Annotated in this window: 31 protein-coding genes; 15 read left to right on the top strand and 16 right to left on the bottom strand. The window is 70.4% G+C overall.

Annotation, left to right across the window (positions count from 1 at the left end; genetic code table 11):
* The first annotated feature begins 20 nt into the window (after nucleotides 1-20).
* Together AYO52_RS17250 and AYO52_RS17245 are read left to right on the top strand one after the other, a co-directional pair.
* The gene (locus AYO52_RS17250) at nucleotides 21-725 is read left to right on the top strand and encodes an AzlC family ABC transporter permease (RefSeq protein ID WP_067720156.1); all 705 of its coding nucleotides are present in this window, start codon (nucleotides 21-23) and stop codon (nucleotides 723-725) included.
* 47 nt (nucleotides 726-772) lie between these two features.
* Nucleotides 773-1,057: a branched-chain amino acid transporter permease gene (locus AYO52_RS17245; protein ID WP_067720244.1), complete on the top strand. Its 285-nt coding sequence runs from the start codon at nucleotides 773-775 to the stop codon at nucleotides 1,055-1,057.
* Nucleotides 1,058-1,079: 22 nt separating this feature from the next.
* On the opposite strand, the gene AYO52_RS17240 is transcribed toward AYO52_RS17245, so the two are convergent.
* A complete protein-coding gene (locus AYO52_RS17240) occupies nucleotides 1,080-2,324 on the bottom strand; it encodes a cytochrome P450 (RefSeq protein ID WP_067720154.1) in 1,245 nt (414 codons plus the stop codon).
* Nucleotides 2,325-2,396: 72 nt separating this feature from the next.
* On the opposite strand from AYO52_RS17240, the gene AYO52_RS17235 reads away from it, so the two are divergent.
* Nucleotides 2,397-2,849 (top strand): MarR family winged helix-turn-helix transcriptional regulator, encoded by a 453-nt coding sequence (locus tag AYO52_RS17235; RefSeq protein WP_235027764.1) that lies wholly within the window; start codon nucleotides 2,397-2,399, stop codon nucleotides 2,847-2,849.
* Nucleotides 2,850-2,885: 36 nt separating this feature from the next.
* Here AYO52_RS17235 and AYO52_RS17230 read toward each other — a convergent pair whose 3' ends face one another.
* Both AYO52_RS17230 and AYO52_RS18475 read right to left on the bottom strand, forming a co-directional pair.
* Entirely contained in the window at nucleotides 2,886-3,443 is a 558-nt protein-coding gene (locus AYO52_RS17230; RefSeq protein ID WP_067720150.1) for an N-acetyltransferase, read from the bottom strand.
* 120 nt (nucleotides 3,444-3,563) lie between these two features.
* Nucleotides 3,564-3,893, bottom strand: coding sequence for a hypothetical protein (locus AYO52_RS18475; RefSeq protein ID WP_067720147.1), 330 nt, complete (start codon nucleotides 3,891-3,893; stop codon nucleotides 3,564-3,566).
* A 913-nt stretch (nucleotides 3,894-4,806) separates the two neighbouring features.
* On the opposite strand from AYO52_RS18475, the gene AYO52_RS17220 reads away from it, so the two are divergent.
* Entirely contained in the window at nucleotides 4,807-5,508 is a 702-nt protein-coding gene (locus AYO52_RS17220) for a type 1 glutamine amidotransferase domain-containing protein (protein WP_067720144.1), read from the top strand.
* 65 nt (nucleotides 5,509-5,573) lie between these two features.
* On the opposite strand, the gene AYO52_RS17215 is transcribed toward AYO52_RS17220, so the two are convergent.
* Nucleotides 5,574-6,305 (bottom strand): GAF and ANTAR domain-containing protein, encoded by a 732-nt coding sequence (locus AYO52_RS17215; RefSeq protein ID WP_067720142.1) that lies wholly within the window; start codon nucleotides 6,303-6,305, stop codon nucleotides 5,574-5,576.
* Between the two features lie 135 nt (nucleotides 6,306-6,440).
* Nucleotides 6,441-6,719: a WhiB family transcriptional regulator gene (locus AYO52_RS17210; RefSeq protein ID WP_067720140.1), complete on the bottom strand. Its 279-nt coding sequence runs from the start codon at nucleotides 6,717-6,719 to the stop codon at nucleotides 6,441-6,443.
* Between the two features lie 457 nt (nucleotides 6,720-7,176).
* Between AYO52_RS17210 and AYO52_RS17200 the strand changes: the two genes are divergently transcribed.
* Together AYO52_RS17200 and AYO52_RS17195 are read left to right on the top strand one after the other, a co-directional pair.
* A complete protein-coding gene (locus AYO52_RS17200; protein WP_067720136.1) occupies nucleotides 7,177-8,028 on the top strand; it encodes an alpha/beta fold hydrolase in 852 nt (283 codons plus the stop codon).
* A gap of 83 nt (nucleotides 8,029-8,111) precedes the next feature.
* Nucleotides 8,112-8,681 (top strand): VanZ family protein, encoded by a 570-nt coding sequence (locus tag AYO52_RS17195; RefSeq protein WP_256388227.1) that lies wholly within the window; start codon nucleotides 8,112-8,114, stop codon nucleotides 8,679-8,681.
* A gap of 33 nt (nucleotides 8,682-8,714) precedes the next feature.
* On the opposite strand, the gene AYO52_RS17190 is transcribed toward AYO52_RS17195, so the two are convergent.
* On the bottom strand, nucleotides 8,715-9,719 hold the full coding sequence (locus AYO52_RS17190; RefSeq protein WP_067720134.1) for a bile acid:sodium symporter family protein: 1,005 nt from the start codon (nucleotides 9,717-9,719) through the stop codon (nucleotides 8,715-8,717).
* A 68-nt stretch (nucleotides 9,720-9,787) separates the two neighbouring features.
* Between AYO52_RS17190 and AYO52_RS17185 the strand changes: the two genes are divergently transcribed.
* Nucleotides 9,788-10,189 carry a YidH family protein gene (locus tag AYO52_RS17185; protein WP_067720133.1) on the top strand — a complete coding sequence of 134 codons (402 nt, stop codon included), beginning with the start codon at nucleotides 9,788-9,790 and terminating at the stop codon, nucleotides 10,187-10,189.
* On the top strand, nucleotides 10,186-10,557 hold the full coding sequence (locus AYO52_RS17180) for a hypothetical protein (RefSeq protein WP_067720130.1): 372 nt from the start codon (nucleotides 10,186-10,188) through the stop codon (nucleotides 10,555-10,557). Before AYO52_RS17185 ends, AYO52_RS17180 begins: the two co-directional genes overlap by 4 nt.
* 60 nt (nucleotides 10,558-10,617) lie before the next feature.
* Here the strand turns inward: AYO52_RS17180 and AYO52_RS17175 are convergent, their stop codons facing one another.
* The 3 genes from AYO52_RS17175 to AYO52_RS17165 form a co-directional block, all read right to left on the bottom strand.
* Nucleotides 10,618-11,187: a hemerythrin domain-containing protein gene (locus AYO52_RS17175; protein WP_067720240.1), complete on the bottom strand. Its 570-nt coding sequence runs from the start codon at nucleotides 11,185-11,187 to the stop codon at nucleotides 10,618-10,620.
* A 139-nt stretch (nucleotides 11,188-11,326) separates the two neighbouring features.
* Nucleotides 11,327-11,920 (bottom strand): SdpI family protein, encoded by a 594-nt coding sequence (locus AYO52_RS17170; RefSeq protein WP_082924137.1) that lies wholly within the window; start codon nucleotides 11,918-11,920, stop codon nucleotides 11,327-11,329.
* Complete coding sequence (locus AYO52_RS17165) at nucleotides 11,917-12,432, bottom strand: MarR family winged helix-turn-helix transcriptional regulator (protein ID WP_067720128.1); 516 nt, start codon at nucleotides 12,430-12,432, stop codon at nucleotides 11,917-11,919. The genes AYO52_RS17170 and AYO52_RS17165 overlap by 4 nt, the downstream gene beginning before the upstream one ends.
* 82 nt (nucleotides 12,433-12,514) lie before the next feature.
* Between AYO52_RS17165 and AYO52_RS17160 the strand changes: the two genes are divergently transcribed.
* Entirely contained in the window at nucleotides 12,515-13,030 is a 516-nt protein-coding gene (locus tag AYO52_RS17160; RefSeq protein ID WP_082924136.1) for a DoxX family protein, read from the top strand.
* A 122-nt stretch (nucleotides 13,031-13,152) separates the two neighbouring features.
* Nucleotides 13,153-16,182 (top strand): leucine--tRNA ligase, encoded by a 3,030-nt coding sequence (locus tag AYO52_RS17155; RefSeq protein ID WP_067720126.1) that lies wholly within the window; start codon nucleotides 13,153-13,155, stop codon nucleotides 16,180-16,182.
* Between the two features lie 165 nt (nucleotides 16,183-16,347).
* On the opposite strand, the gene AYO52_RS17150 is transcribed toward AYO52_RS17155, so the two are convergent.
* Genes AYO52_RS17150 through AYO52_RS17140 form a run of 3 tightly spaced genes read right to left on the bottom strand, consistent with a single transcriptional unit; the run spans nucleotide 16,348 to nucleotide 18,199 of the window.
* Entirely contained in the window at nucleotides 16,348-16,773 is a 426-nt protein-coding gene (locus tag AYO52_RS17150) for a hypothetical protein (protein WP_067720124.1), read from the bottom strand.
* A gap of 2 nt (nucleotides 16,774-16,775) precedes the next feature.
* On the bottom strand, nucleotides 16,776-17,672 hold the full coding sequence (locus tag AYO52_RS17145; RefSeq protein ID WP_067720121.1) for an SDR family NAD(P)-dependent oxidoreductase: 897 nt from the start codon (nucleotides 17,670-17,672) through the stop codon (nucleotides 16,776-16,778).
* On the bottom strand, nucleotides 17,669-18,199 hold the full coding sequence (locus AYO52_RS17140) for a nuclear transport factor 2 family protein (RefSeq protein ID WP_067720119.1): 531 nt from the start codon (nucleotides 18,197-18,199) through the stop codon (nucleotides 17,669-17,671). The genes AYO52_RS17145 and AYO52_RS17140 overlap by 4 nt, the downstream gene beginning before the upstream one ends.
* 24 nt (nucleotides 18,200-18,223) lie before the next feature.
* Between AYO52_RS17140 and AYO52_RS17135 the strand changes: the two genes are divergently transcribed.
* On the top strand, nucleotides 18,224-18,658 hold the full coding sequence (locus AYO52_RS17135; RefSeq protein WP_067720117.1) for a nuclear transport factor 2 family protein: 435 nt from the start codon (nucleotides 18,224-18,226) through the stop codon (nucleotides 18,656-18,658).
* Between the two features lie 46 nt (nucleotides 18,659-18,704).
* Here AYO52_RS17135 and AYO52_RS17130 read toward each other — a convergent pair whose 3' ends face one another.
* Entirely contained in the window at nucleotides 18,705-20,060 is a 1,356-nt protein-coding gene (locus tag AYO52_RS17130; RefSeq protein ID WP_082924135.1) for a lipase family protein, read from the bottom strand.
* Nucleotides 20,061-20,457: 397 nt separating this feature from the next.
* Here AYO52_RS17130 and AYO52_RS17125 point away from each other — a divergent pair, with 397 nt between their 5' ends.
* Nucleotides 20,458-21,180, top strand: a complete 723-nt coding sequence (locus AYO52_RS17125) for a methyltransferase domain-containing protein (protein ID WP_067720115.1) — start codon at nucleotides 20,458-20,460, stop codon at nucleotides 21,178-21,180.
* A gap of 3 nt (nucleotides 21,181-21,183) precedes the next feature.
* Here the strand turns inward: AYO52_RS17125 and AYO52_RS17120 are convergent, their stop codons facing one another.
* The 3 genes from AYO52_RS17120 to AYO52_RS17110 all read right to left on the bottom strand — a co-directional run bounded on the left by AYO52_RS17120 (nucleotide 21,184) and on the right by AYO52_RS17110 (nucleotide 24,536).
* Nucleotides 21,184-22,041: a hypothetical protein gene (locus AYO52_RS17120; protein ID WP_067720113.1), complete on the bottom strand. Its 858-nt coding sequence runs from the start codon at nucleotides 22,039-22,041 to the stop codon at nucleotides 21,184-21,186.
* Between the two features lie 117 nt (nucleotides 22,042-22,158).
* Entirely contained in the window at nucleotides 22,159-23,028 is an 870-nt protein-coding gene (locus tag AYO52_RS17115) for an alpha/beta fold hydrolase (protein WP_067720111.1), read from the bottom strand.
* 278 nt (nucleotides 23,029-23,306) lie between these two features.
* Complete coding sequence (locus AYO52_RS17110; protein WP_067720109.1) at nucleotides 23,307-24,536, bottom strand: lipase family protein; 1,230 nt, start codon at nucleotides 24,534-24,536, stop codon at nucleotides 23,307-23,309.
* 215 nt (nucleotides 24,537-24,751) lie between these two features.
* On the opposite strand from AYO52_RS17110, the gene AYO52_RS17105 reads away from it, so the two are divergent.
* From AYO52_RS17105 to AYO52_RS17095, 3 genes are all read left to right on the top strand, one after another.
* The gene (locus AYO52_RS17105; protein WP_067720232.1) at nucleotides 24,752-25,645 is read left to right on the top strand and encodes an SDR family NAD(P)-dependent oxidoreductase; all 894 of its coding nucleotides are present in this window, start codon (nucleotides 24,752-24,754) and stop codon (nucleotides 25,643-25,645) included.
* A 149-nt stretch (nucleotides 25,646-25,794) separates the two neighbouring features.
* Nucleotides 25,795-26,283, top strand: coding sequence for an SRPBCC domain-containing protein (locus AYO52_RS17100; protein WP_067720107.1), 489 nt, complete (start codon nucleotides 25,795-25,797; stop codon nucleotides 26,281-26,283).
* Nucleotides 26,280-26,690, top strand: coding sequence for a helix-turn-helix transcriptional regulator (locus AYO52_RS17095; RefSeq protein WP_082924134.1), 411 nt, complete (start codon nucleotides 26,280-26,282; stop codon nucleotides 26,688-26,690). Before AYO52_RS17100 ends, AYO52_RS17095 begins: the two co-directional genes overlap by 4 nt.
* Nucleotides 26,691-26,692: the final 2 nt, after the last annotated feature.

Below are 26,692 nucleotides of genomic sequence, written 5' to 3'. Positions count from 1 at the left end.
GGCTGGCTAGACTGCCCGGCGTGCCGCACGCCCCCTCCACCAGCGCAGAGATCCGCAAGGGTCTTGCCGACTGCTCGACCGTCGGGCTGGGACTCGTCCCGCTCGGTCTGGCGTTCGGGGTGCTGATGACGCAGGCCGGGTTCGACTGGTGGTGGGCACCGGTGTTCTCCATCGTCATCTACGCCGGCTCCATGGAGTTCCTCGCGATCGGCCTGCTCACCGCGGTCACTCCCCTGTACTCGCTGGCCGCCGCGGCGTTCCTGGTGAACTTCCGGCACGTCTTCTACGGGCTGAGCTTCCCGATCGAATCCATCCGCTCTCGGCTCGGCCGACTCTATGCCGTCTACGCCCTCACCGACGAGGTGTACGCGATCACCGCCACCAAGCGGCGCGTGGAGATGACCGGCGCCCGGACGCTGACCATCGCGATCACCTGCCAGTCGCTGTGGGTGGTGCCGGGCATCGTCGGTGCGCTCGTGGGATCCGCGCTGCCGGAAGGACTGGACGGGCTGCAGTTCGCGCTGACCGCCCTGTTCGCCGTGCTTGCGGTGGACGCGTGGCGGTCCTCGGGAGACCTGCCGGCGCCGGTGATCGGCCTGGTCTGCGGCCTGGTCGCGGCGGTGGTGGCGCCCGGGCAGATGCTCATCGTGGGCCTGTGCGCGTTCGTCGTGGTGCTGTTGCTGCGCTATGCCTGGGCCGTGCGTGCCGGGCGGGACGCCTCGTGACCGCCGCGGTGCCCGGGACCGCCTACCTGCTCGCCGGGCTGGGCGTGATGTTCCTCGTGACGCTCGCGCTGCGGGCCGCCCCGTTCCTGGCGCTGACCCGGCTGCGCGATTCCGGTGTCGTCCGCTATCTGGGCCGCACGATGCCCGCCGGCGTGATGGTCGTGCTGGTGGTCTACACCCTGCGGGACACGACCACCGAGCTCGGCTCGTGGGTGCCGGCGGCCGTCGCGTTGGGGCTCACTCTGGCTGTGCACCTGGCGTTTCGACGGGCCGCGGCGAGCATCGTGCTGGGGACCGCGACCTACATGCTGCTGCAGACCCTGCTGGTGTGAGCCTGCCGGCCCCGCCTGCCGCTCAGTGGACCACCGGGCACGTGCCCAGGTCGACCTTCCACTCGGTCAGGCCGTTGAGCCACCCCGACCGGAGCCGCGTGGGGTCGCCGAGCGCGGTCAGATCCGGGAAGTAGTCGGCGACGGCGTTGAAGATCAGCTCGAGCTGCATCTTCGCGAGGTTGGCGCCGAGGCAGTAGTGCGGGCCCTGGCCGCCGAAGGTGACGTGGGGGTTCGGATCGCGCAGGATGTTGAAGCTGAAGGGGTCGTCGAAGACCTCCTCGTCGAAGTTCGCGGAGCCGTAGCAGATCAGGACGCGGTCGCTCTTCGCGATCGACACGCCTCCGATCTCGGTGTCCTCCATGGCGGTGCGCTGGAACTGGGTGATCGGCGAGGCCCACCGCAGGATCTCGTCGTAGGCGGTCTCGGGCCGCTCGCGCTTGAACAGTTCCCACTGCTCGGGGTGCTCGAGCATGGCGACCATGCCGTGGGTGGTGGCGTTGCGGGTGGTCTCGTTGCCGGCCACGGCCAGGAGGGTGACGAACCAACCGAACTCCTCGGCGGAGAGATGTTCGCCGTCGACGTCGGCCTGGACGAGCTTGGTCACGATGTCGTCGCGCGGGTTGGCGGCGCGGTCCTCGGCCATGGCGTTCGCGTACCCGATGAGCTCCATGGACGCGATGGCGGGAGCGTCAGGGTCGCCGCCGGCGTCGTAGCTGGTCATGATGTTGGACCACTCGAAGATCTTGTGGCGGTCCTCTTGCGGCACGCCCAGTAGGTCGGCGATCGCCTGGAGCGGCAGCTCGGAGGCGATGGCGGTGACGAAGTCGTCGGCGTTCGACTCGGCGGCGGCGGTGACGATCTTGCGTGCCCGGTCGGCGAGCTCGTCGCGCATGCCGGCCACGCCCCGGGGGGTGAACCCGCGGGAGATGATGCGCCGGTGCTTCTTGTGGATCTCGCCGTCCTCGTTGACGAGCATCGACCGCTGGGCCTCGATGATCGATCGGTCGGTTCCCTCGGCGAACCGCGGGATCATCGTGTTCTCGCCGGCGGAGAACACCTCCCCGGTCAGGCGCGAGATCTCCTTGACGTCGGCATGCTTGGTGACCAGCCAGTAGTGGTCGTCGTCGAACCCGTCGGAGCCCGCGCGCTTCTCGACGCGGTGGATCGGTTCGGTTTGCCGGAGCTTGCGCCACTCGTCGTGGGGGAGCCGCTTGGAGAACAGGTCGGGGTCGGTGAAGTCGAAGCCTGCCGGGATGGTGACGTCCATGGTGTCTCCTGGGGCTGGTCGCCCGCCGGGTCCGGCGGGGATGAAACCGTGAATAGTGGTAACTATATACACGTGGCACTATCCTCGAGTGAGATTCTCGACCGCGCTCTGATGTTGGCGGAGCAGATGTCGGGATCGATCGCGCGCGCGGCGGCGAACTACGACCTGACGGTGCCGCGGCTCGAGCTGTTGTTCGTCCTGGGTCTGCAGGGCGAGTGCAAGCAGGTGGAGCTCGCCACCTATCTCGATTGCTCGCCGCGCCAGGTGACCGCGCTGGTGGACGGCCTCGTGGCCAGCGGGCACGTGGAGCGCACGATGCCACCGGACGACCGGCGGGTGCGGCTGGTCAACCTGACGGAGAAGTCACGCCGGATCGTGGATGAGGTGGTGACCGCGCGCGTCGGACTCGCCGAGTGGTTGTTCGAAGGATTCGACGACGACGAGCTGCAGGCGTTCGGCGCGGTGTCCGAGAAGCTGGTCTCCCGGATGAGCGGGCGGGCGCTGAGCCGGCTCCCCGAGCAGTGAGTCGAGTTCGGCCGATGGGGCACGCCGGCCGTTGAATCAGGCGGAGCAGGTAGCGCAGCCGGTGTCCGCGCGGGCGTACTCGACGAACCCGCGGGAGAGGTAGTTGGGGACGGCGGCGGGGGAGTCGTCGTCGCAGGTGTGCAGCCACACCCGGCGGCACCCGGGCACGTTCCAGGCGATGCGGCAGACCTCGGAGAGGAACCATCCGCCCAGGCCGCGGCCGGCGAATTGGGGGAGCAGGCCGAAGTAGACGATCTCCACGTCGACGCCGTCGTCCCCGGCACCGTCAGCGTTGTTGAAGGCTGGGCCGGTGGTCTCGTCGCAGGGGCTCATGCGGAGTTCGGCGAACCCGACGATCTCGCCGCCCCGGGTCGCACGCAGCGTGCTGACGCACGGGTCGGAGCAGTACGAAGCCCAGTCGCCCTCTGCCCACTCCAACCGATCGATCCAATTCCAGTCGCCGCCGATCTCGCGGTACATCCGCGAGTTGAACGACGGCTCGGCGGGGAAGACGCGGGAGATGGTCAGCTCCGCACGGCCAGCGGGACGCAGGTGGTCGGCGTCGGTCTGCTGGAAGTAGGTCACGCTGGTCATCGGGTTATTGAAGCACCGCCGCCCTCCCAGACCCAACATTCGCGGGGGGAGGGCGGCGAGGAGATCAACCACGCGAGGGGCGGAACCTGCGCTGTTCGGCTGACCGCTTGTCGTACCGATTCAGTTGAACGAGATGTGCGGAACACCCGGGATGTTCAGGTCGTTGACGGACCCGGCAGCGGCGTCCTTCGCCTGGTTGAGCGCATCGGTGATTCCGTTCTGCACTCCGACTGCGGCGTGGGGACTGGCTCCGATGGCACCTGCACCTGCACCCAGGGCGGCTGAACCGCCTGCTGCAGCGCCAGTGCCGACCATGCCAGCGATCGCGGTGCCAGCGGTGGCGACTGGGCCGGCCGCCATCGCGGCGCCGACGACAGGTGCTGCGATGGGGCCGAGAGCCATCAGGGCGGAGATGATCATTCCGGAGATGGCGGTGGCTGCTGCGAGCATGAGTAGTCTTCTTTCTCTTGGTGGGTGGACCTGACGTGTTCGGCGTCAGGGGATGTTGAGCTGTCTGGGGGCGATTGGCGCCTGGGGGATGATCTCCCCGCGTCCGCCAAGGTCGATGGTGATGGTTTCGGGGGCCGGTGGCGCTGGTGCAGGCGCTGGCGCGGGAGCCGGAGCGGGCGCCGGTGCGGGCCGGTACGGGGCCGGAGCGGCCGGCTGCGCGGGGAACACCGGCGCCCGGACGACCGGCGGCGGAGCTGGCACGACCGGCGCGTGCGCGGCGGCCGGGCGGGCCGGCGACGGCTCGCGTCTCGACGAAGGCAGTCGCTCGCTGCTCACCGGCGCGGTCGAGGTCGCGGAGGTGGAGGACGAAGGTTGCGTCGAGGTAGGGGAGGGTGCGGCTGATGTGAGGCCGGACTGCTGCACCGAGGACGCCACCGGCCCAGCCGCTGTGGCTGTCGCCGTCCCCCCGGAGAGCCAAGCTGCTCCCGCTCCCGCCGAAAACCCGAGCAGGGCCAATCCGGTGAGAACCATGAGCGACATGGATCGGGCGAATGGCGGACGCGTTGACCGCATGGGCACCCCTCCTCGAGTCATATGCCCGTGCGCCATTCGTCCGGGCGGATGCTGAACCCCTCAGCTCATGCGGCGTGAACATTAAGACTGTGTCGGCGGTGCCTCAACGTTTTCCTCACTAACGAGATCGCCTGGCGAATAATCCTGTGACCTGCTGATATGTCGCCTAACTCGGGGAAGCAGGCGAACCCGCAGGTAACAGCGATCGGTAAGTGAATCGCGGTGACATCACAATTGCGTGAGAAGGCTCTGATGCGTGACCGGGATCACAGCAGAAGGTAACCCGCACTGATATCGCGCGACCAGTTGCGAGTCGCCCCGAGATCCGTACTGTCGCGGCATGGCTAACGTACTGATGATCATGTCCGCAGCCGACCACTGGACCCTCAAGGACGGGTCGGAACATCCCACCGGTTTCTGGGCCGAGGAGTTCGTGGCCCCGTACGAGGTGTTCACCGACGCCGGCTGGTCCGTGACCGTGGCGACCCCGGGTGGGCGCGCTCCCACCGTCGACCAGGCCAGCCTCGGCGAAGGCGCCGGTGACCCGGAGACACTCGACAAGGTGAAGGCCTCGCTCGACCGGCTCGCGCCCGTCCTGAACTCGCCCTCCGACCTGGCCTCCGTCGATCACAACGAGTTCGACGTGGTGTTCTACCCGGGCGGCCACGGCCCCCTGCAAGACCTCGCCGTGGACAAGACCTCCGGTGCGATCCTCGCCGAGCGGGTGACCGCGGAGAAGCCGCTGGCCATGCTGTGCCACGCCCCCGCCGCCGTGCTCGCGGCCTCGGAGGATGCGTCGTCCTCGCCGTTCGCGGGGTACAAGATGACCGGGTTCTCCAACGTCGAGGAGGAGCAGGTCGGCCTGGCCGAGGGCGCGCCCTGGCTTCTCGAGGACAAGCTCGTCGAGCTGGGCGCCGACTACTCCTCCGCCGCCGAGCCGTGGGGCTCACATGTGGTGGTGGACCGCAACCTGTACACAGGTCAGAACCCGCAGTCCTCTGAGGAACTGGCCAAGCGGATCGTCTCCGACCTGGGGGCCTGACCGGAGGGCCGTACGTCTGCGCCCCGGGGCACCCCGGGGTGCCCCGGCCGGAGACCGCGCGTCCGTCAGGCGTCGAACGGCGTCTCGGGGGCGCCGTGCCCCAGGGACGCGACGACTTCCTCGGCCAGAAGTCGGAGCTTGACATTGCGGTGGCTCGACGCCCCCTGCAGGACCGAGAAGGCCTCATCCTGTGAACAGCGGTTCTGCGCCATGATGATCCCGATCGCGATGTCGATCGCGGTGCGGCTCTCCATCGCGGCGCGCCGATGCCGCGCGGCGTCGGCGTGGTCCGCGATCCGCAGCGCGATGCGGAGCGCTTTGCCGACGAGGTCAGCGTAGCGCTGCGCGTCGACCACGTCGTCCTCGTCAAACAGGCCGGGATGCCGGGTGTAGAAGTTCATCGCCGCCTCACCGAGTTCCCCCAGTTCCAGCGGGACAGCGAGCGCACTCGCGAGGCCGTGGCCCCGGACGACCTCCATGTAGTCGGGCCAACGTGACTCCGCTCGCGCGTCCGTCACCACGATGATCGCCCCGTCCGTCATCGCCTGTATGCACGGTCCCTGTTCGAAACCCGCCTGGATCTCGTCCATCTGCGACGCCGTCTCGGAGCTACTGGCAACGACGATCTTGCTTTTCTCCCGCCGGAGAATGATGCCGCAGTGGACGTCCTGACTCCGTTGAAGGTGGTCGGCCGCGAGACGAGCCAGATCGTCGAGGAGATCGGGGACATCACGGTCCTCGGCCAACAGGTCGTACAACGTCATGGCGAGGGGGTGTGGGGCGCTGTCAGCAGGCATCGGAGAGTCCTTCGGCGAGAAAACTCCCCGAGATCTGTAACCCGGCTTCCGCCGGAGCGAGTTCCGAAGGGCTCCGTCAAGAGCGGCGTCTTCACGTGGTGTCGGTCGTGGTCGTATCCCACGCTACCCTCCCGATCAGCCGGTTCTGGCCCGTCCAGCCAGACGGTGGCGTTCGTTCTCCGTCATGCCACCCCACACCCCGTAGAGCTCGCGGTTCTCCAGGGCGTACCGGCGACACGCCGACATCACGGGGCAGCTTTCGCAGAGCCGCTTGGCCCACTCCTCCCGCTTCCGACGGGAGGACTTCGGCTCATCGTCGCTGTTGTAGAACAGGTCGGGACTGCCCACACAGTTGCCGTGGTCGGCCCACGACCACCTTTCCTCCGAGGCGGTGAACGCGGTGGGGTTGCTCATCTCCACCCTCCCGAGAGGATGCGGGATGCCGAAGGCGACCCGTACCGCGCGACGTGCCCCGGCACGGCGGTACACGGGCGGGGGACCGACGGGGCGTAGATGCTGATCCGGGGGCAGTCGTCGTCCGAGTCCTGCCGATGGCGCGCGTAATCCCTCAGCGCCGCGACTCCGGCCAGATCCATGTGGTCGAGACTGAAGAGATCCACCCAGATGTGGGCGCACCCGGCCATCCGGGTGCCGTGATCGAGGATCCGGATGAGATCGGGACAGCTAGCCTGTGTCAGACAGCCTTCGACTTCGACGCGGACAGGGCCGGGGCGGGCCCCGACACGTATGAGTACCTGCAACGAGTGTTTCACGGACATCTCCGAGGGGATATCGTGAGCTCGCTGCTGAACTCACCGCCCACCATAGTAAGTTGGGTCACAGCGGGCAACCGTTTCGGAAGGGCGACACCGTGAACCACATCGTCGACCGCCACGCCGTCATCGACGGCCACCGGATCTCGATCGGCGTGCACGGCGAGGGCGAACCCGTCGTCCTTCTCCACGGAACGCCCTCGTCGTCGTACATCTGGCGCGACGTGGTGCCCGTCCTCACCGGGGCCGGGTACCGCGTCCACGTCTTCGACCTCCTCGGATACGGGCTGTCGGAGCGGCCGCGGGACCCGGAGGTGGATACGTCGATCACCGGGCAGGTCGCCGTCCTCGAGGGGCTGTTGGGGGAGTGGGGACTCGACACGTTCCACCTGGTGGCCCACGACATCGGCGGCGGGATCGCGCAACGCTTTGGCGTGCAGTCGACCGGGCGCCTGCGGTCCCTGACCCTCATCGACGTGGTGAGCTTCGACAGCTACCCCTCCGAGCGGACCCGGCAACAGATGGCCGACGGGTTGGACGAGCTGGCCCGTACGCCGGACGCCGAGCATCGGGCGCACTTCCGCGACTGGCTGCTGTCCACGCACAGCGACCCGGCGAACTTCGACCCCGCCGCGCTCGAGGTGTACGTCGACCTCATCAGCGGGCCGATCGGCCAACCGAGTTTCTTCCGGCACCAGGTCGCGCACTACGACCCGCGCCACACGCTGGAGATCTCCGACCAGCTGGACAGGCTCGGTCGGATCCCGGTGCAGCTGGTCTGGGGTGCCGACGACACCTGGCAGGTCACCGACTGGGCGCACCGACTCCACGCCGCGATCCCCGGCAGCGAACTGCACCTCATCGAGAACTGTGGCCACTTCGCGCCGGAGGAACGCCCGGCCGAGGTCGCCGCGGCACTCCGGGCATTCCTCGACGCCCACCGGGGCTGACGGGACCCACGGCGCTCCGGGCCCGAGGTCCCGGCCAGACCGGGACCGTCTCCGTTGCCGGGGCCCGTGTGAGGATTGTGCCCGTGACGCGACCGACAGATCCGAGGGTCCGAGGCTGGGCCGCGCTCGCCGTGGTCGCCTACGGCGCCGTGGTGGTGGCGCTGACCATGCTCAAGGCCTTCTTCGTGATCGGGCTGCTGTGGCGACCGGAATCCCAGCGCGGTCGCTCGGTCGAATGGGTACCGTTGGCCCAGTTCCGGGACGCCCAGACCTGGTTCGGCCCGGTGTTCGACGCGCTCGGCAACCTGGCCTTCTTCGTGCCGCTCGGGGTGCTCCTGTACATCCTGCTGGAGAGCCGGGCCGGGGCGGTCCTCGTCGTCGTCACCGGAGCGGCGATCAGCGCGACGGGCGAGGTCCTCCAGTACGCCCTCGCCCTGGGACACTCCGACGTCACGGACCTGCTGTTCAACACCGCCGGGGCGCTGGTCGGCGCCCTCATAGCGCGCGCCTGCGGCCCGCGCCTCCACCCACTGTGGATCGGCCTGGCGCTCGTCACCGCTGCGGTGTTCGCCGTTCTGGTCGTCCTCGGGCCGCGCCTGGGCGACCCCGCCGCGGTGGTGGAGCTGGGGACGGGCAGGTCACCGGCGCGGTGACCCGCGGAGGGGTCGTCGCGCCCCTGGCGCCCCCTACGCTCCCGCGCCGGGGTCGGTGCCGGCGCCGGCGTCAGTGTCTGCGGCCCGCCCGTACCGGCCGGCCAGCCACGCGCACACGATCAGCTGGATCTGGTGGAACAGCATCAGCGGCAGGACCAGGAGCCCGATCGGCTGGCCGACGAACAGCACGGCCGCCATCGGCAAACCCGTGGCCAGCGACTTCTTGGACCCGCAGAACTGCACGACGCGCTTGTCCCGGTCCTCGAAACGCAGGGCCCGGGAGGCGAGTTCGGTGAGACCCAGCACGACCGCGAGCAGCACGCAGCACGCGAGGATCAACCAGGCCAGCTCGGCGGCGCCGATCGTCGACCAGATCCCGTCGGCGACCCCGTCGGAGAACGCCGCGTAGACCACCAGCACGATGACGGTCTTGTCGAACAGCGCGATCCGCTTGATCCTGCGGATGACCGGCAGGACCCAGGTCCGCAGGAGCTGGCCCGCCACGAACGGCAGGAGCAGCTGCAGGGCGATCGTGCCGACCGAGTCCCACGTGATGACCACGGACCCGTCGGTGGTCATGAGGGCGAACACAAGCAGGGGAGTGATCACCACCCCCAGCAGGTTGGACACCGACGCCGACACCACCGCCGCGCTGACGTGACCGCGGGCGATCGCGACGAAGGTGATGGACGACTGGACGGTCGACGGGACCAGGGTGAGGAACAGGAACCCGGCGGCCAGGGAGGCGCCGAGCACGGGCGTGAGAAGCCACTGGCCGAGCAGACCGAGGAGCGGGAACAGGAGATACGTCGAGGCGAGCACGACCGAGTGGAGCCGCCAGTGCGTGAGACCGACCACCAGTTCGCGGGGCTCGAGGCGCGCGCCGTAGAGGAAGAACAGCACGGCGATGCCGATCGTCGTCACCCAGTCGAGCGCGTCGGCCGCGCCACCGGTGGCGGGCAGGAACGCGGCGACCACCACCGCCGCCAGGATCGCCAGGATGAACGGCTCGATCCGGAGACGACGCAGAATGCCCATCCGCCTATTCCACCACCAGGGGGGAAGGGGGCGACCGATAGGCTCGGCACCATGACGGAGCGCAGGCGATGACCGGACAGGCCGGACAGACCGGACAGGCCCCGGAGGGGTGGCGGCCCAGGGCGTTGCGGGACGGCGAGGAACCGGACCCCCGGTTCACGCTCGCCAACGAGCGCACCTTCCTGGCCTGGATCCGCACCAGCCTCGGGTTGACGGCGGGCGCGGTGGCGATGGAGGCGTTCGCGGGGGAGGAGATCCCGGAGGTCGTCCGCACGCCGCTGGCCTGCATCCTGCTGGTGCTGGCGGCGGTGCTCGCGATCGTGGCGTTCCGACGGTGGATACGGATCGAGGCCTCGATGCGTCACCAGCGGCCGCTGCCCATGCCGCAGGCATCCATCCTGTTGGTGCTGGGGATCTCGATCGGCGCGGTCCTGCTCATCGTGGCGATCCTGGGCGGCACCTTCGCATGAGGATGCCCCGGCAGCGGCGGATCGGGGTGGAACCGCGGGCGGTGCCTCCCGACGCGGGACTGGCCGCCGAGCGCACCAGCCTGTCGTGGGCCCGGACGTGGGCCGTGGTGGGCGTGAACATCATCCTCATCGCCAAGCTGGTGGCGGAGACGTCGGCGTTCTGGGCGTCGGTGTTCTCGTTGCTCACCGTGGTCCCGCTGCTGGCGCTGCTCCGGGTGCAGCGTCACCACGAGCGGCGGGTCGGGCGCTTCGTCCGCGGGGCCGAGGTGCCGCAGACGCGGGCGGCCCACAACGTCGGTCTGGTGGTGTTGGTCGTCGTGATGGCCACCTGCGGCCTGGTCGCCGTGCTGGTCAGCCTGACGAACTAGCCGGTACGAGCGCGCGGCCCGGCCCCGAGCGGGTGGTCGCCGGGGCCGGGCGCGGAGAGGTCAGGTGTTCTTGGCCCGTCCGCTCAGGGCGTCGCGGAGGCGGTCGACCATGCCGACGCCGGGCCCCAGGGTCATGTGGAACAGCTCGGAGTGCGGTGAACCGGGGTGCGGCCGGGTCGGGGCGATCTTCTTGGCGGCCTCGACCTTGCGGCCCAGGTCGACCAGGTCCTCGGCGGAGATGTGCTTCCGCATCTTGGGGAACTGGTCCGACTCCTCGTCGTCGGCGTGGTGGTCGAGGAGTTCCTTGAATCGCTTCACGGTGGCGATGAATTCGGCGCTCCCGGCGTCCAGGCCCTCGAGTTCCTTCATCACCTCTTCGAGTTCCTGGTGCTCTTCCTTGTCGTGCTCGACCTCGTCCGCGCCGTCCGGCACCTCGCGCTCGTAGACGGGGTAGACGAACAGTTCCTCGGCCACGGAGTGGCGTACGACCTCGGCGATGGCGGAGTCCGCCAGCGAGCGGCGCTCCTCCGGGTCGGCGGTGTCCTCGATCAACTCGAGGAGTCCGACCATCTCGCGGTGGTCGGCGGTGAGGATGTCGACGACGTCCCCGGCGGCTGCGGTGTCGGCCATGAGGCTCTCCTTCGCGGTGTGAGACGGATGGACCTTTCGACCGTAGAGGCGACCGTGCGCGACGGCCACCGGACCGACGGCCACCGGAGGAGCCGGGGGCCGGTTCTGTGGGGGCTCAGTGGCCGGCTCGGCGGCCGGGTCAGTGACCCGTGCTCTCCGTCTCGCACATGCCCTGCAGGACGCAGGTGCCGCAGCCGCCGGTCACGCCGCAGTCCGCGGCGGGGTCGCCGGGCGTGGAGCCGGCGGGGGAGCAGGAGGCGGCGCCGTCGGGGGAGGAGCCCGAGTCACCGCAGGTCGAGGCGTCGGTGGCGGCGGGGTCGGCTGCGCCGGCGGAGTGGCCGCCGCAGCCGTCGGGGCCGCAGCCACAGCCGCCCTGGTCACCGGATGTGGCGTCCCACCTGGCCGCCGCGCGTGCCCCGGCCAGGCCGGCGACGCTGAGCAGGGCGAGGGAGGCGACGAGGGAGACGACGACGACGAGGCCGCCGACCCATCCGCCGATCAGTCCCAGGGCGAGCGCACCGAGCAGCAGCACGAGACCGGCGCCGAGGAACGAGGGTGCGGCGGCGCGGTTGGCGAGTTCCCAGGCCTCGGGGGAGCGGCGGGTCTCCGGGGTGCGTACGCCCAGGACGCCGTTGCCGGGCAGTCTGCCGACCAGCGCCGCGACACCCGTGCCCGCGAGCACGAGGGCGAGCGCCACGAGGAGCACCATGACCACCACGAGCACTGCGTTCACGCCACCGAGGGTACGCCCGCGACGTCGGATCTCCGATTCGACTCAGCCCCGCCGGGACCCCGGACCTGGGCGAGCAACCGGGCGAGTTCGCGCTTGTCCTTCGCGCTGAGGCGGTCGAGGAACTCCCGCCGCACCGTGGCGACGTGATCGGGCGCGGCTTTCTCGATCTCGGCCATGCCCTCGTCGGTGGTGGACACGAACGCCCCGCGGCCGTCGTCGGGGCAACTGGTGCGCTCCACGAGCCCGCGCTTGACCATCCGGGTGACCTGGTGGGACAGGCGGCTGCGCTCCCACTGCAACGCGTCGGCGAGCGCGGTCATCCGCAGCGGACCGTCGGCCTCGCTGAGGTAGACCAGCACCTCGAACTCGGGCTCCGTGAGGCTCGACGAGGTCTTGAGGTCGCGCTGGATCTCCAGATGCAGGCGCCCCTGGATCGCGAGGTAGTCACGCCACAGCGCCTTTTCCTCGTCGTCCAACCATCGCACGTCCTGACCCGGAGCCTGTTCAGCCATGCACCCACCGTACCCCGTTAGTTGACACAACACATAGGGCCCGGTTAGGAATGTGTGTCACATCATCTACAGAGGGAGTCGCATGACCGCCAACACCGCCACCACGACCGCCGACACCACCACCGCCACGCGGCCGGCCACCGCGCCCCCGGCCCCCGTCGAGACCCGCCTGCTCCCCGTGCCGGCGGTCGTCCGCGACCTCGGCCTGCTCCTCGCCCGTGTCCTGCTGGGCGCTGTGCTGATCGTGCACGGCGGGCAGAAGATCTTCGTCAACGGCGTGGACGGCACCGGCGCCTTCTTCGAGTCGGTCGGCGTCCCCGCAGCCCAGGCCGCGGCCGCGTTCGCCGGTGCCGTGGAACTCGTCGGCGGCATCCTGCTCGTCCTGGGTCTGCTCACCCAGGCGGTGGCCGTCCTCGTCGTCGTCGTCATGGTCGGTGCCTACGCCTACGTCCACAAGGCCGCCGGCATCTACGCCGCCGACGGTGGCTGGGAGCTCGTCGCCGTGATCGGCCTGGCCGTCGCCGTGTTCGGTCTGGTCGGCACCGGGCGCTACAGCGTCGACGCCCTCATCGCCGGGCGTCGCGCCGCCAGGGGCTGATCAACCCCGCCCTCGGCCGACGGGGCGGTGCCCACACGCTGACGCGGCCCGACCCGCCCCAGGGTTTAGGCTGGACACCGCCTGCGTGTGGGCACCGGCGATACCAGGGAGAGCAGACAACCGTGAGCAGCAGCGACCAGACCGCCACCGGCGTGCAGTCCGAGACCGGACCGCAGTCCGACACCGGACCGGCCCACCGCTACGGAGCCGGGTTGGCCGGGGAGATCGAGTCGCGCTGGCAGGCCGAATGGGCCGAGCGCGGCACGTTCGAGGCCCCGAACCCCGTCGGCCCCCTCGCCGACCCGGACGGCGCCGCCCCGCCCGAGGACAAGCTCTTCGTCCAGGACATGTTCCCCTACCCGTCGGGCGCCGGCCTGCACGTCGGCCACCCGCTCGGGTACATCGCCACCGACGTCTTCGCCCGCTACAACCGCATGCTCGGCACCAACGTCCTGCACACCCTGGGCTACGACGCCTTCGGCCTGCCCGCCGAGCAGTACGCCGTCCAGACCGGCCAGCACCCGCGCGTGACCACCGAGGCCAACATCGCCAACATGGAGCGCCAGCTTGGCCGCCTCGGCCTGGGCCACGACCGCCGCCGCGTGTTCGCCACCACCGACACCGACTTCTACCGGTGGACCCAGTGGATCTTCCTGCAGATCCACGGCTCCTGGTACGACCCCGAGGCCCCCGCCCGCGCGATCGACGGCGGCGAGCACCCCACCCGCACCGGCCGCGCCCGGCCCATCTCCGAGCTGGTCGAGCAGTTCGTCTCCGGTGCCCGCCCCCTGCCGGGCGAGCACGCCGGCCGCGACTGGGCCGAGCTCTCACGCGCCGAGCAGGAGAAGGTCCTCGACGCCCACCGGCTGGTGTACCTCTCCGACTCCACGGTCAACTGGTGCCCCGGGCTGGGCACCGTCCTGGCCAACGAGGAGGTCACCGCCGAGGGCCGCTCCGAGCGCGGCAACTTCCCCGTCTTCCGCAAGAACCTGAGCCAGTGGATGATGCGGATCACCGCGTACGCCGACCGGCTGGTCGACGATCTCGACCGCCTCGACTGGACCGACAAGGTCAAATCCATGCAGCGCAACTGGATCGGCCGCTCCCAGGGGGCCCGCGTCCGCTTCGCCGTGGCGGACCAGTCCATCGAGGTGTTCACCACCCGCCCCGATACCCTCTTCGGCGCCACCTACATGGTCCTGTCGCCCGAGCACCCGCTGGTCGACGAGCTGGCCGGCCCGTTCTGGCCGGAGGCCGGCGCGGCCGGTGCGGGCGCCGGGGGCGGGCTCGACGAGCGCTGGACCGGCGGCCACTCCTCGCCCGCCGAGGCCGTGGTGGAGTACCGCCGGCGCGCAGCGCAGAAGACCGACCTGGAACGCCAGGAGAACAAGGAGAAGACCGGCGTCTTCCTCGGCGTCAACGCCATCAACCCGGTCAACGGCGAGCAGATCCCCGTGTTCGTCGCCGACTACGTGCTCATGGGCTACGGCACCGGCGCGATCATGGCCGTGCCCGGCCACGACGCCCGCGACCACGAGTTCGCAGGAGCCTTCGGCCTGCCCATCGTGCAGGTCGTGGCGCCGGCGGACGGCTCGGAGATCGACGTGCAGGCCGAGGCCTTCACCGGCGACGGCGTGGCCGTGAACTCCACCAACTCCGGCGGGCTGGTGCTCGACGGGCTGGCCGTGGACGAGGCCAAGGCCGCCACCATCGCGTGGCTCGAGGGCCAGGGCACCGGCGAGGGCACCATCCAGTACAAGCTGCGCGACTGGCTGTTCGCCCGCCAGCGCTACTGGGGCGAGCCGTTCCCGGTGGTCTACGACTCCGACGGCGTGCCCCACGCCCTGCCCGACGAGCTGCTGCCCGTCGAGCTGCCCGAGGTCGAGGACTACAAGCCCGTCTCGTTCGACCCCGACGACGCCGACTCCGTGCCGTCCCCGCCGCTGGCCAAGGCCACCGACTGGATGACCGTCGAGCTCGACCTCGGGGATGGCCTGCAGACCTACACCCGCGACGCCAACGTCATGCCCAACTGGGCCGGCTCGAGCTGGTACCAGCTGCGCTACATCGACCCCACCAACTCCGAGCAGCTGTGCGCCCTGGAGAACGAGCGCTACTGGACCGGGCCCCGGCCCGAGACCCACGGCGCGAACGACCCGGGCGGCGTCGACCTCTACGTCGGCGGCGTCGAGCACGCCGTGCTGCACCTGCTCTACTCCCGCTTCTGGCACAAGGTGCTGTTCGACCTGGGCCACGTCACCAGCGAGGAGCCCTACCGACGCCTGTACAACCAGGGCTACATCCAGGCCTTCGCCTACACCGACGCCCGTGGCGTCTACGTGCCGGCGGCCGAGGTGACCGAGCGCGACGGGAAATTCTTCTGGACCGACACCTCCGCCGGCGCCGCCGAGATCGAGGTGTTCCAGGAGTACGGGAAGATGGGCAAGTCGCTCAAGAACTCCGTCTCCCCGGACGAGATCTGCGACTCCTACGGCGCCGACACCCTGCGCGTGTACGAGATGTCCATGGGCCCGCTCGACACCTCCCGGCCCTGGGCCACCAAGGACGTCGTGGGCGCGCACCGCTTCCTGCAGCGGCTCTGGCGCGTGGTGATCGACGAGACCACCGGCGAGGTCCGCGTCACCGACACCGAGCCGGCGGACGGCGCGCCGGGCGAGGACGTGCTCAAGGCGCTGCACAAGACCATCGCCGGGGTCCGCGACGACTTCGCCGGGCTGCGCGACAACACCGCGATCGCCAAGCTCATCGAGTACGTCAACACCCTGACCAAGACGTACCCGACCGAGGGGCCGGGCGCCCCACGCTCGGTCGTCGAGCCGCTGGTGCTCATGGTGGCGCCCGTCGCCCCGCACCTCGCCGAGGAACTGTGGTCGCGGCTCGGGCACACCGGGTCGCTCGCCCACGGGCCGTTCCCCGAGCACGACGAGTCCTACCTGGTCGAGAACTCCGTCGAGTACCCGGTGCAGATCAAGGGCAAGGTGCGCTCGCGCATCACCGTTCCCGCCGACGCCACGCCCGCTGATGTCGAGGCCGCGGCCCTGGCAGATGCCAAGGTGCAGGAGAACCTCGCCGGGGCGGCGCCGAAGAAGGTCATCGTGGTGCCGGGCAAGATGGTCAACATCGTCCCCTGAGTCCGGCCCCAGATCCGGCCCCTGTTCTGGCCCCGGCCCCAGATCCGGCCCCGGCCTCGAATCCGCTACCCGGATTCCGGATCCGCTACTCCCGTGCGGGTAGCCGATCCGGAATCCGGGTAGCGGATGTCGTGGTGGGCGGGGTCTCCGGGGAGGTGGCCGCCCTCAGCCGGCCCGGACGAACACCGCCGAGGACGAGACGATCAGGTACGCCGTGGTGACCATCCACATCGCATAGGTCGCGTACAGCCACGGCCGCCACCGGATGCGCTGCTTCCACCGCCGGTAGGTCGTCACGCCCGCCGTCACCGCCAGGATGACCGACAGCAGCAGCGGCAGGACGACCACCTCGACGCGGTCGGCGGTCATACACAGCGCCCCCTCGTCCGTGCACTCCTCGTCAATGCCGCCCTCCAGCATCACGATCACGGTCGCCATGACCACGATCGCGACGATCGACAGCAGCACGTACCGGAAGGCCTGGTTGGCCTGCCGCTCGTTCCGCTCGAGGCGTTCGAGCGGGTCGTCGAAGTCCCCGTGGGCGCTGTGGTCTCCGTGGGCGCTGTGGTCCCCGTGGTCGCCGGATGTCATCCCTACCGCCCGCCGAACCCGTTGTGACCGCCCGCCGCGGCCACCTCGTCCACCGTGTCCAGACCCAGCTGCTCGTCCGTCACCGGCGGGAAGAGCGGACCCCCGCCGAACGCTCCGCGGTGCGACAGGGGGACCTCGCCGTCGTCGTTCCTTATCCCCTTCTCGCGCCCGTACTCGGCGGTGATGACGGTCGAGCCGCTCATCCGGGCCAGGTCGGGGTCGTCGGCGAGGGCGGCGATGACCCGTCCGACGAAGGTGGGGTCCTCGGCGCGGTCCAGCGGGAAGCCGTTGAAGTCGTCCATCCCCAGCGACAGCAGCAGTTCCGTGCGGATGAGGCCCAACCACAGCGAGAGGGTGGAGACCCCGGTGCCGGCGAGTTCGTGCGCCATATCGGAGGCCATCTTGTCGAGGGCGGTCTTGCTCATCCCGTAGAGCACGGTGTGGAACGGTGCGCAAGAACCGAACGACGAGATGTTCACCATCAGCCCGGAGCCCTGCGGCACCATCACCTTGGCGGCCTCGCAGCTGGCGACGTAGTGCGCGCGCAGTCCGACGCCCATGAGGGCGTCCCAGTCGCCAGCGGGCCGCTCCCAGAACTTGCCGTTGAACCCCATGAAGCCCTTGGGGTTGGTCCACACGTTGTTGACCAGCAGGTCCAGGCGTCCGGTCTCGTCTGCGATCCGGGCGACGACGGCGACGATCTCGTCATCCCGGGAGTGGTCGCATTCGAGTGCGCGGATCTCGCCCGGGGCGCCGGAGGCCGCGTCGATCGTGCCCTGCAGGCTCTCGGCGGACCGGCCGGTCACGTAGACCGTCCACCCGGCCTGCGCGAGTGCGGTGGCCACACCGCGTCCGACTCCGCGGCTGCCCCCGGTCACCAGGGCGACGCGGGCGCTCACGAGTCCGCTCCGGCGGTGGCGGCACCCGGGACGGTGTGGACCTCGGGGTAGGTCACGGTGGCGTCGTCGAGGGTGCGGGTGACCGACCAGCCCGGGGTGAACAGGCACTCGGCCATCACCCAGCGGCCGTCCTCGATGACATACGCATCCGAGTACTCGCCGGTGGAGAGCGTCTCGGTGCCCTTGTCCCGGTCCACCTGGCGGAATTGCAGGGTCCAGGTCCCCGTGGCGCGCTGCGGTGGGCTGCTCGGTCCGTCGCCCTCCACGACGATCGACGGCATGAAGCCGTGGTGCATGTCGAGGATCCGCGGGCCGCCGTCGGAGGCGGTCGCGAGTGCGATCTGACGGAAGACCCCGACCATCGTGTCCGGGTCGGTCCGCCCGAGGGGGCCGAAGTCCAGCACGCCACCGGAGGCCACGAAGCAGGACCGGAAGCCCTCGGGATCCTTGGCGTCACAGGCCCGCCAGTACCGGTACTTGAGCTGTTCGATCGCCTCGCGGGCGCGGACTTCCTCCTCGTACTGCATAGGGCTCACGTTAGCGTAGGGAGCATGAGCCGAACACTGGTCGAACTATCCGATCGCTGGGACCTGCAGGACCTCATGACCACGTACGCGACCTGCATCGATTCGCGGGACTTCGACGGGCTGGACACGGTGTTCACCCCGGACGCCCGGGTGAGCTACGCCGCGTCCGGCGGCCCGGATGACGACTACCCGGCGGTGCGCGCGTGGTTGGCCGAGATGTTGCCGATCTTCTCCGCCACGCAGCACCTCATGGGCAACCTCGAGGTGGGCCTGGACGGCGACTCGGCCACCGGGCGCTGCATGTGTTTCAACCCGATGGCGCTGAAGCCGGTGGAGGAGAAGGACCAGCAGGTGTTCTTCTACGGGCTCTGGTACGTGCTCGACTTCGTCCGTACGGATGACGGCTGGCGGATCGACCGCCTCAGCCAGCAGCAGGCGTTCCACCACAACCTGCCCTGAACCGGGGCGGGCCCGCCCCGGCCCGGCCCGGTTCGCGCCGGCCGCCTCAGACGGTCCCGCAGGAACTCGGCGCCGGGCGGTCGAGGACGCGGTCCAGGAGGTAGCGGGCGTTCGTGGACCGCTCGGAGAGCATCGGGATGGCGTGGTCGATCACCAGGCCGGGGGCGATCGACGGCACCTCGGCCGTCCGCAGCTCCACGGTGGTGCCCTGTTCGCACCAGTCGCGGACGAGGTCCACGGCCGTGTGGTGCGGCACGACGTCGTCGTTCCTGCCGATCATGACCAGCGCCGGCACCGCAGGCGCGACCCTGCCCAGGTTGTAGCCCTCGAGCACCCGGACGATCTCCGGCTCCGACCGCGCGGCGTCGCCGAGCGAGCGGCCGTCCACGGTGAACTCGTTCGTGCGCTTCAGGCCGTAGGCGAACGCGGTCTCGGCGACGCACTGCCCGGCGGTCACCTCGAGCATGCGCTGCCCCTCGGCGTTGAGATGCCGGTCGAACGCCGGACGCAACTCGGGGTGGACCTGCAGGATGCCGTTGATCGCGTATCCCACCGCGCCGGTGAGCAGGCCGCCGTCCACGCGGTCGAGCGTGCCGAGCATGTCGGACGGCGGCGCCCCGGCCGCTATGCCGACCAGGTTCACGTCGGGTGCGTAGTCCGGCTGCATCTCCCCGGCCGCGGCGGCGGCACCACCGCCCTGCGAGTAGCCGCTGACCACGGTCTTGGAGTCGGGCGCGAGGTCCGCGCCGGGAAGCCGCAGCGCCGCGCGGGCGGCGTCGAGGGCCGACCGGCCCTGGGAGTCGCGGTTGACGTACGGGTGGTGGCCGGGCGTGCCGAGCCCCTCGTAGTCGGTGACGACGACGGCGAAGCCTTCCATCACCATCGTGAGCGCGTCGATGATCGCGTACCCGGCGGCCATCGACGGGGGCGCGGTCTGGATACCCAGGCCCACCTCCATGGAGCGCGACGGCGCGCACTGGTCGCCCTGTCCCTGCGTGCCGGGCGTGACCACCGCGAGCGGGCGCGGCCCGGGGCCGGTCCAGGGCGCCTTGGGCTGCAGGAACGTGCCGGTCACGGCGATCGGAGCGCCCGCGGCGCCGGTGGAGCGGTACATGATCCGCTGGGCGTCGGCGGGCAGCGCACCGCCGTTCATCACATCGGGCAGGCTCGGCGTGATGGTCATCGGCTGGGTGCGGATGATCGCGCCCGGGTCGGCGGGGAGCTCGGCCGGCGGGACGTAGAACGCGGTGCGATCCGGCGCGGTGGACGACCCCTGGGCGGCGGCCTCGGGTGCGCCGAGCGGGCCCGTGGCGGGGGCCAGGGCGACCGCGACGCCCAGCGCGAGTGCTCCGGCGACGGTGGACGGTCCGGATGATGTGCGCCGGCTGGACGGTGTTCTCACGAATGCTCCCGGGGTCGAGACCGCGCGGCAGAGGACCCACGCCGATGGGACAGAACCCTAACGCGTGCCGAGTCGCCGGTGTGGTCCACCTCACGGCCGTCCGGACCCTCGTGTGGCAGCCTCTTCTGAACACCGTGAACTTCCCGGTGGCCGGTGTCCGACCCCGCTGTTACGGTGAGAGCGTGCCCAAAGACGTGCTGATGTGCTGGCGAGGCGGACCGACGTGGTCCCGCATCGCCCACGCCGTCTTGGCGTAGTACCGACGATGCGAGGGCCCGCCGGGATCGGTCGGGCCGCATCCGCCATGCGAGGCGGTCTCCGACGGAACCCGGGTCAACGCTTCAGACCCCACGGCCCGGAACAGGACCGGGCCAGCCGACTTCAGGAGAGTCCCCAGGTGACCGCAAGTCCCCACACCACCTTCCACGCGCTCGAGGACACCGACGTCCTCGTCAGTGCACGGTCGCTGGACGAGTACACCGATATGTTCGGCCTGGACGAGGCCGACCTGAAGGGGCGCATCGTTGACTGCCCCGGTGGCGCGGCCAGCGCGGTGGCCGAGATCTGTGCGGCGGGTGGCGACGCCGTCGCGGTGGACCCGCAGTACGCGCTCGGCGCGGACGACCTCCGCGGCCGGATCCTCGAGGACGTCGAGCGGTCCCTGGCGCAGAAGCACGCGCGTGAGTTCGACTATGACTGGGACGTCCGCGGCGGGGTCGTGGGGCACGAGGTCATCCGCCGCTCGGCGGCCGACCGGATGCTGGGCCACCTGGCCACCGCCCCCGAGCGGTATGTGGCCGGGGCTCTTCCCTCGCTCCCTCTCGCCGACGACTCGGCCGACCTGGTGCTGTGCTCGCACCTGCTGTTCACCTATGCCGACCGCATGGATCTGGCCGACCATGTCGACGCGATCGTGGAGATGGCCCGCGTGGCGCCGGAGGTGCGGATCTACCCGCTGGTCGACCACGCCGGGAACCCGCTGCCGGAACTGGTGCGCAGTGTGATCGCCAAGCTCAAGAAGGAGCGGCTGATCAGCCGCATCGAACCGGTGATCCGGCCGTTCCAGCTGGCCGCCACCACGCGGTTGGTCGTCGAGCGGAACGGCCGCCAGCGCCCCTAGGGTTCACGGCTGGTCGGCGGGCGCCAACCGCAGGACCTCCTGCCCGGTGAAGGGTGAGACCTCGGCGGTGGCGACGAGCGGCTGTGGTCCGCCCACCTCGAGGGTCAGGCCGGGTTGGAAGATCGTCCCGGTGGCCAGCGAGTAGGCCACGAGGTTGCACATCTCGGCGTAGACGGCCGCGGGCGGAGCGTCCACGTCGAGTCGCTCGAGGTCCATGCGACCGAATCGGCCCATCCCACTGGTGTAGACGCACGAGGTGGTCTCGGTCTGCATCCCGGCCCGCACCCCGACGAGCGCCGGTGCCGGCACGGGGTTGCCCGTCACGAGATCGCGGTACGGGCCGGCCGGCAGGGTCGCCGCGGCGCCGCCCACGCTCACGGCCACCGCGCCGGGCAGCGCGGTCAGGGCCGCCGTGACGTTCGCAACCGCCAGCTCGCAACGGAGCGTGTCGAGCCGGGGGTCCAGGTACTCGGGTTCGCCCGGCTCGCCGTCGTCCCCGATCGGTCCCCACCGGAACGCGGCCACGACGACCTGGGACCGGTGCGACTCCACCACGGCCTCACCGCCGTTCCAGGCGGCCAGGTCACGCGTGTACTCGATGGCTTCCGGCACCGGCGCGTCGACCGCGGACACGATGACCGTCGCGTCCTCGACGTAGACGGCGGTGGCGGGGTCGTCGTCGGTGCCCCGCTCGACCTCGTACGACCCCTCGAAGATCTCGGTGAGGAGTTCACCGACCTCGTCGTGGCCGGGGGCGGGCCGGTCGAGCAGGACGATCGCCACCGGGGTCTGCTTCCACGACAGGTCCTCGCCGGTCTGCGGGTCGACGGCGGGCTGGTCGGGCTGCGGCGTGTCGGTCATGGCCCGAGGCTAACGCCTCGCCCCTGCCGCAGCACTGCCCCGGCACTGCCGCGACCGGCCACCGCGCCCGCGCCGCCGCCCAGCCCGCACCCCCGCCCAGCCCGCACCGCCGCCGGGTCAGTTGAGCAGGAAGTCGATCACCAGGCGCTCGAACTTGTCCTTCTGCTCGATCATCGCCCAGTGGCCACAGCGGGAGAAGGCGTGGAGCTCGGCGCGCGGGAGCTGGCGGAACGCGAAGTGGGCCTGCTCGTAGGGGAGCATGCGGTCGTCGCGGCCCCAGATGAGCATGGTCTCCTGCCGGATCTGCGAGGCGCGGGCGTACAGCGGCGTGTAGGCGTTCTCGGGCTTGAGGATCGAGCCGAACACGGAGTACATCCGCTCGACGGCGCCCGGGGCGGTGGCGGCCTCGGTGCGGGCGCGGATGAGGTCCTCGTCCACGACCTTCTTGTTGCCGACCATCGTGTCGACCCAGGCCGCCATGGCCTTGTCGGACGGCTCCGCGAGGAACTCGAACAGCCGACGCGATCCCTCGCTCGGCTCGGGCGTGAACAGGGGAGCAGCCAGGCCGCCGGGGCCCATGAGCGCCATCTTGCGGACGCGCTGCGGGTAGGCCAGAGCGGTCTCGCAGGCGACGTTGCCGCCCATGGAGTTACCGATGATGTCGACCTTCTCGATGCCCTTGGCCTCGCAGAACGCGTCGATCGCCTCGGCGGCGATGAGCGGGTAGGCCTTCTCCCACTCCAGGTCGGAGCTCTTCCCGAATCCCGGCATGTCCAGCAGGATGGTGTGGAAACGCTCGGCGAAGACGGGGAAGTTGCCGGCGAAGTTGGACCACGCGGTCACACCGGGGCCGGATCCGTGCAGGAAGAGGACGGGGACCGCGCTCTCGGGCTCGGCGACGCTCTGCTCGCCCGCCTCGTGGTAGTGCAGCTCGAAGCGGCCGGCGGTGATGGTCTTGCTGGTGGACTCGAAGTCGAGGGCGCTCATGCCCCCCACGCTACTAGAACACGTTCTAGGAATCCCACCGTCGTCGGAAATTAAGTCAGCCGCGCGGGGAGTCCCTGAAACATCCCCGCGCGGCGATGGCGAAACTCTAACCTGAAATCGCGCTGGGTGACAAGTCGGTAACAATTATGACGGGTGTCACGCCGGCTGCACTAACGCCGTTGATGCTGGCCAGCATTTATGAAGTGCCACATATGGACGGTCGGTGTAGATGGGGGTGGCGATGACCGCTTGGCCACCCCGGGCTCGTCACCCCGGCGTCACCTCATGACCCGGTCGAGGAACGCGGTGGCGTCCGGGATGGCGGCGTAAACGGTCCCGCTGTGGTCCCGGTCCGGGTAGACGTGCAGCTCGAGCGGCTGCGCGTTGAGGGACATCTCCGCAGCCAGTGACAGCGCCGAGGGGGCGGGGACGTCCATGTCGAGCAGCCCCTGGCCGAGGAACACGGGCCGGTCGTAGCCCATTGCCGGCGTGCCCATGTAGCGGCGGAGGTGTCCGAAGACGTCGGGGATCTCCTGCAGTGGCCGCGCCAGCGCCTGCGAAACCTGGAAGTCGCCGACCTTCTCCCGCATCGCGGAGTAGCAGAGCGTCTCGGCGGCGTCGACCATCTCGCGACCCTGCGGTGTGAGGAACCCGTTGATGCCGAGTTCCGGGTGCTGGTCGCGGAACCCGGCGAGGATGTACATCGCGTACAGGTTGAGCCCGGTCGGGAGGTTCACCGGCGGGAATCCGGGGCCGCCCCACTGGAACAAATGCTCTATGTTCGCCGGCGCACCGGTCGCGACGACGCCCCGGTAGTCCAGGCCAGCCTGCGCGCCGAGTTCGGTGGCGCGGGTCGCGGTGACGAGTGCGGCGCCGGCGCCCTGCGACTGCCCCACGAGTCCCCACCTGGCGGACAGCGGAAGCCCGTCCGCGCGCGCGGCGACGATCGAGTCGACGATCCCTCTCGCGGCGGCCTGCCCGTTGAGGTAGCTGAGCAGCCCGGGGGTGCCGAGGCCCACGTAGTCCGAAGCCACCACGGCATACCCACGGTCCAGCCAGTGGCCGAGGTACTCGGCGTCGCGCTCGGAGCGTGGCTGGGTGGACGGAGCGCAGTCGTCGCCGAGGCCGGTGGTGCCGTGTGCCCAGGCGACGACGGGCCAGCCGCCCGGTGGTGGGGTGCCGTGCGGCAGGAACACCGCGGACGTGGCGATCGCGTTGCGGCCGTGCTGGTCGATCGTCCCGTACGCCTGCCGTACCGCCCGCCCGGCCTGCGGCAGGGAGAGCGCGGGGTCGAGCGGGACCGTCGCCGCGGCGACGCCGGGGGAGGGGACGGGTTGGTTCCACTCGCGGGTATCGAGCCCGGACCAGGTGGGCGCGGGGTTGGGCGCGGGCTGCGCGTTCGCGGTCGGAGCGGTGAGGGAGGCGACGACGACGAGGGCCGCAGTCGCCGCGGCCAGCGGGCGGCGCGAGCGGGTGGCGGAGGAGCGCGGAGGGGTGACGGAGTTCATACCCGGAGGGTAGTCCGTTCCGCCCGCTTCGACCCCGTGTTGCCTGCGGTTTCGGCACGTGCCGCCTCATGTCGGCCCCGGCAGAATTCTGGTCGTGATCGTGGCGTTCTCGGCGGTCGCCACGGGGCTGGGACCTCCGACTCGTCACGACGGCGACGACCATTTCCGCCGTGGCCACGACCGTTTTCGGGCGGGACGCGACGTACGCTGCGCTCGTGCCCCAGAAGACGATTGACCTCCCAGACCTGACCGGCCAGACCTGGCTCATCACCGGCGCGACGAGTGGGGTCGGGTTGGAGACGGCCCGCGCCGCATCCCGGGCGGGCGCGCGGGTGATCCTCGCCGTCCGCGACACCGAGCGCGGGCGGCAGGTGGCGGCGCAGCTGCCCGGTGAAACCCGGGTGGTGGAGGTCGACCTCGCCTCGCTCGAGAGCGTCCGCCGGGCGGCAGGCGAGTTGCTGGGCGGTGAGCCTGAGCCGGTGGACATTCTGGTCAACAACGCCGGCGCGATCACTCCACGCCGGTGCGAGACCGGCGAGGGTTTCGAGATGCTTCTCGGTGTCAACGTGCTGGGCCCGTTCCTGCTCACGAACCTGCTGTTGCCGCTGGTGCGGCGGCGGGTGGTGATCGTCGCCTCCAACGCCCACAAGAGCGGGTCCTTCGATGTCGAGGACCCGCATTTTCGCCGTCGACGGTGGGCCCCCGCCCCGGCCTACGCCCAGTCCAAGCTCGGCGACATGTTGTGGGGCCTGGCGCTGGACCAGCGGCTGCGGGACGGGAGAGCCGAGGCGGCTGCGGCGGGGGTGGACGTGCAGCTCACCCACCCCGGCTGGGCGGCCACGGGGATCTCCAATGCGACCGGAAGTGCGGCGATCGACCGGGTGGTGACCGGCGTGTGTTCGCTCTTCGCCCAGCCCGCCGCGCAGGCCGCGCTCACGACGATGTTCGCCGCAACCCGTCCGCTGCCGCCGTGCAGCTACACAGGGCCGGACGCGATGCAGCACCTGCGGGGGATGCCGGCGCTCATCGGACGCAGCACCGAGGCGTCGGACCCGGCGATCGCGGAGCGCTTCTGGGAGTTCGCCGCGGCGGAGACGGCGACGGACTGAGGCCGCCGCGAGCAGCTCGCGGGGTCGCGCGCGGGTTAGTGCAACCAAAAGGTTGCACTACGGCTGCGCACGTGCGATCGTGGAAGCACAGGTGCACCCCGCGACCCAGCATTCACCGCGCGGAACGCACCGCGAGGGAGGGAAGTCCGATGAGCGAGAACCGAACGGCCGGAACCGGACCCGATACGACCACCGACGACGTGCCGGACGAGATCGTCCGCAGCATCCGCATCGACGCCGAGGCGCAGACCGTGTGGGGCATCATCTCGGAACCGGGATGGTTCATCAACGACGGCGAGTGGGCCGAGCACGAGATCACCACCGAGGGTGACGTCTCGCGGGTGGTGGACCCGGTGCACGGCGAGTTCAGCATCCGCACCGTCGAGTTGGACCCGCCCCGCCGGGCGGTGTTCCGCTGGCTGGGCGGGCAGGTCGGCAGCGTCGACGAGTTCCCGTCCAACACAATCGAGTTCACCGTCGAGCCGCAGGGTTCCGGCGTGGTGCTCACGGTGCGGGAGACCGGATTCGCCGGTTTGAGCAGCGACGCGGTGGTGCGCGGCCAGCGGTTCGAGGAGAACTCCGCCGGGTGGGCGACCGAACTCGACCTCGCCCGGCGCCGGGCGGAGGATCAGGCGTGAGCGACGTCCCCACCGACTCCCGCGAGGCCGAGGGGGAGGGGCGGTCGGGCCTGCTCGCGCCCGAGGCGGACGGCGTCTTTGCCGCTCTCGCCGACCGGACCCGCCGCCACATCCTCGTCCGTCTGGCCGATCGGCCGGACGACGCCGGCGCGGTGGCCGCCGACCTCGGGATCAGCAGGCAGGCGGTGGCCAAGCATCTGCGAATACTGGTGGAATCGGGGCTCGTCACCGCGAGCCCACAGCAGCGACGGCAGGTCTACGCGGTGCGGCCCGATCGGATCCGGGAGATCTCCGATCTGCTCGGCGCGGTGTCCCGGGGCTGGGATCGCAGGCTCGCCCTGGTCAAGCAGCGCGCTGAGCACGCCCAGCGCACCGAACACGCCGAGCACTCCCGGCGCGCAGAGTGACC

The organism is Dietzia sp. 111N12-1 (genome assembly GCF_001658045.1).
Taxonomy (GTDB): domain Bacteria; phylum Actinomycetota; class Actinomycetes; order Mycobacteriales; family Mycobacteriaceae; genus Dietzia; species Dietzia kunjamensis.
The sequence above is the reverse complement of the archived record's forward strand: the minus strand, read 5'-3'. Positions and strand labels throughout refer to the sequence as shown.

Coding starts and splice junctions, on each gene's coding strand:
- AYO52_RS17245 (WP_067720244.1), top strand. CDS start 773: ATGTTCCTCGTGACGCTCGCGCTGCGGGCCGCCCCGTTCCTGGCGCTG.
- AYO52_RS17240 (WP_067720154.1), bottom strand. CDS start 2,324: ATGGACGTCACCATCCCGGCAGGCTTCGACTTCACCGACCCCGACCTG.
- AYO52_RS17230 (WP_067720150.1), bottom strand. CDS start 3,443: ATGACCAGCGTGACCTACTTCCAGCAGACCGACGCCGACCACCTGCGT.
- AYO52_RS18475 (WP_067720147.1), bottom strand. CDS start 3,893: ATGCTCGCAGCAGCCACCGCCATCTCCGGAATGATCATCTCCGCCCTG.
- AYO52_RS17220 (WP_067720144.1), top strand. CDS start 4,807: ATGGCTAACGTACTGATGATCATGTCCGCAGCCGACCACTGGACCCTC.
- AYO52_RS17215 (WP_067720142.1), bottom strand. CDS start 6,305: ATGCCTGCTGACAGCGCCCCACACCCCCTCGCCATGACGTTGTACGAC.
- AYO52_RS17210 (WP_067720140.1), bottom strand. CDS start 6,719: ATGAGCAACCCCACCGCGTTCACCGCCTCGGAGGAAAGGTGGTCGTGG.
- AYO52_RS17190 (WP_067720134.1), bottom strand. CDS start 9,719: ATGGGCATTCTGCGTCGTCTCCGGATCGAGCCGTTCATCCTGGCGATC.
- AYO52_RS17185 (WP_067720133.1), top strand. CDS start 9,788: ATGACCGGACAGGCCGGACAGACCGGACAGGCCCCGGAGGGGTGGCGG.
- AYO52_RS17180 (WP_067720130.1), top strand. CDS start 10,186: ATGAGGATGCCCCGGCAGCGGCGGATCGGGGTGGAACCGCGGGCGGTG.
- AYO52_RS17175 (WP_067720240.1), bottom strand. CDS start 11,187: ATGGCCGACACCGCAGCCGCCGGGGACGTCGTCGACATCCTCACCGCC.
- AYO52_RS17165 (WP_067720128.1), bottom strand. CDS start 12,432: ATGGCTGAACAGGCTCCGGGTCAGGACGTGCGATGGTTGGACGACGAG.
- AYO52_RS17160 (WP_082924136.1), top strand. CDS start 12,515: ATGACCGCCAACACCGCCACCACGACCGCCGACACCACCACCGCCACG.
- AYO52_RS17150 (WP_067720124.1), bottom strand. CDS start 16,773: ATGACATCCGGCGACCACGGGGACCACAGCGCCCACGGAGACCACAGC.
- AYO52_RS17140 (WP_067720119.1), bottom strand. CDS start 18,199: ATGCAGTACGAGGAGGAAGTCCGCGCCCGCGAGGCGATCGAACAGCTC.
- AYO52_RS17135 (WP_067720117.1), top strand. CDS start 18,224: ATGAGCCGAACACTGGTCGAACTATCCGATCGCTGGGACCTGCAGGAC.
- AYO52_RS17120 (WP_067720113.1), bottom strand. CDS start 22,041: ATGACCGACACGCCGCAGCCCGACCAGCCCGCCGTCGACCCGCAGACC.
- AYO52_RS17115 (WP_067720111.1), bottom strand. CDS start 23,028: ATGAGCGCCCTCGACTTCGAGTCCACCAGCAAGACCATCACCGCCGGC.
- AYO52_RS17110 (WP_067720109.1), bottom strand. CDS start 24,536: ATGAACTCCGTCACCCCTCCGCGCTCCTCCGCCACCCGCTCGCGCCGC.
- AYO52_RS17100 (WP_067720107.1), top strand. CDS start 25,795: ATGAGCGAGAACCGAACGGCCGGAACCGGACCCGATACGACCACCGAC.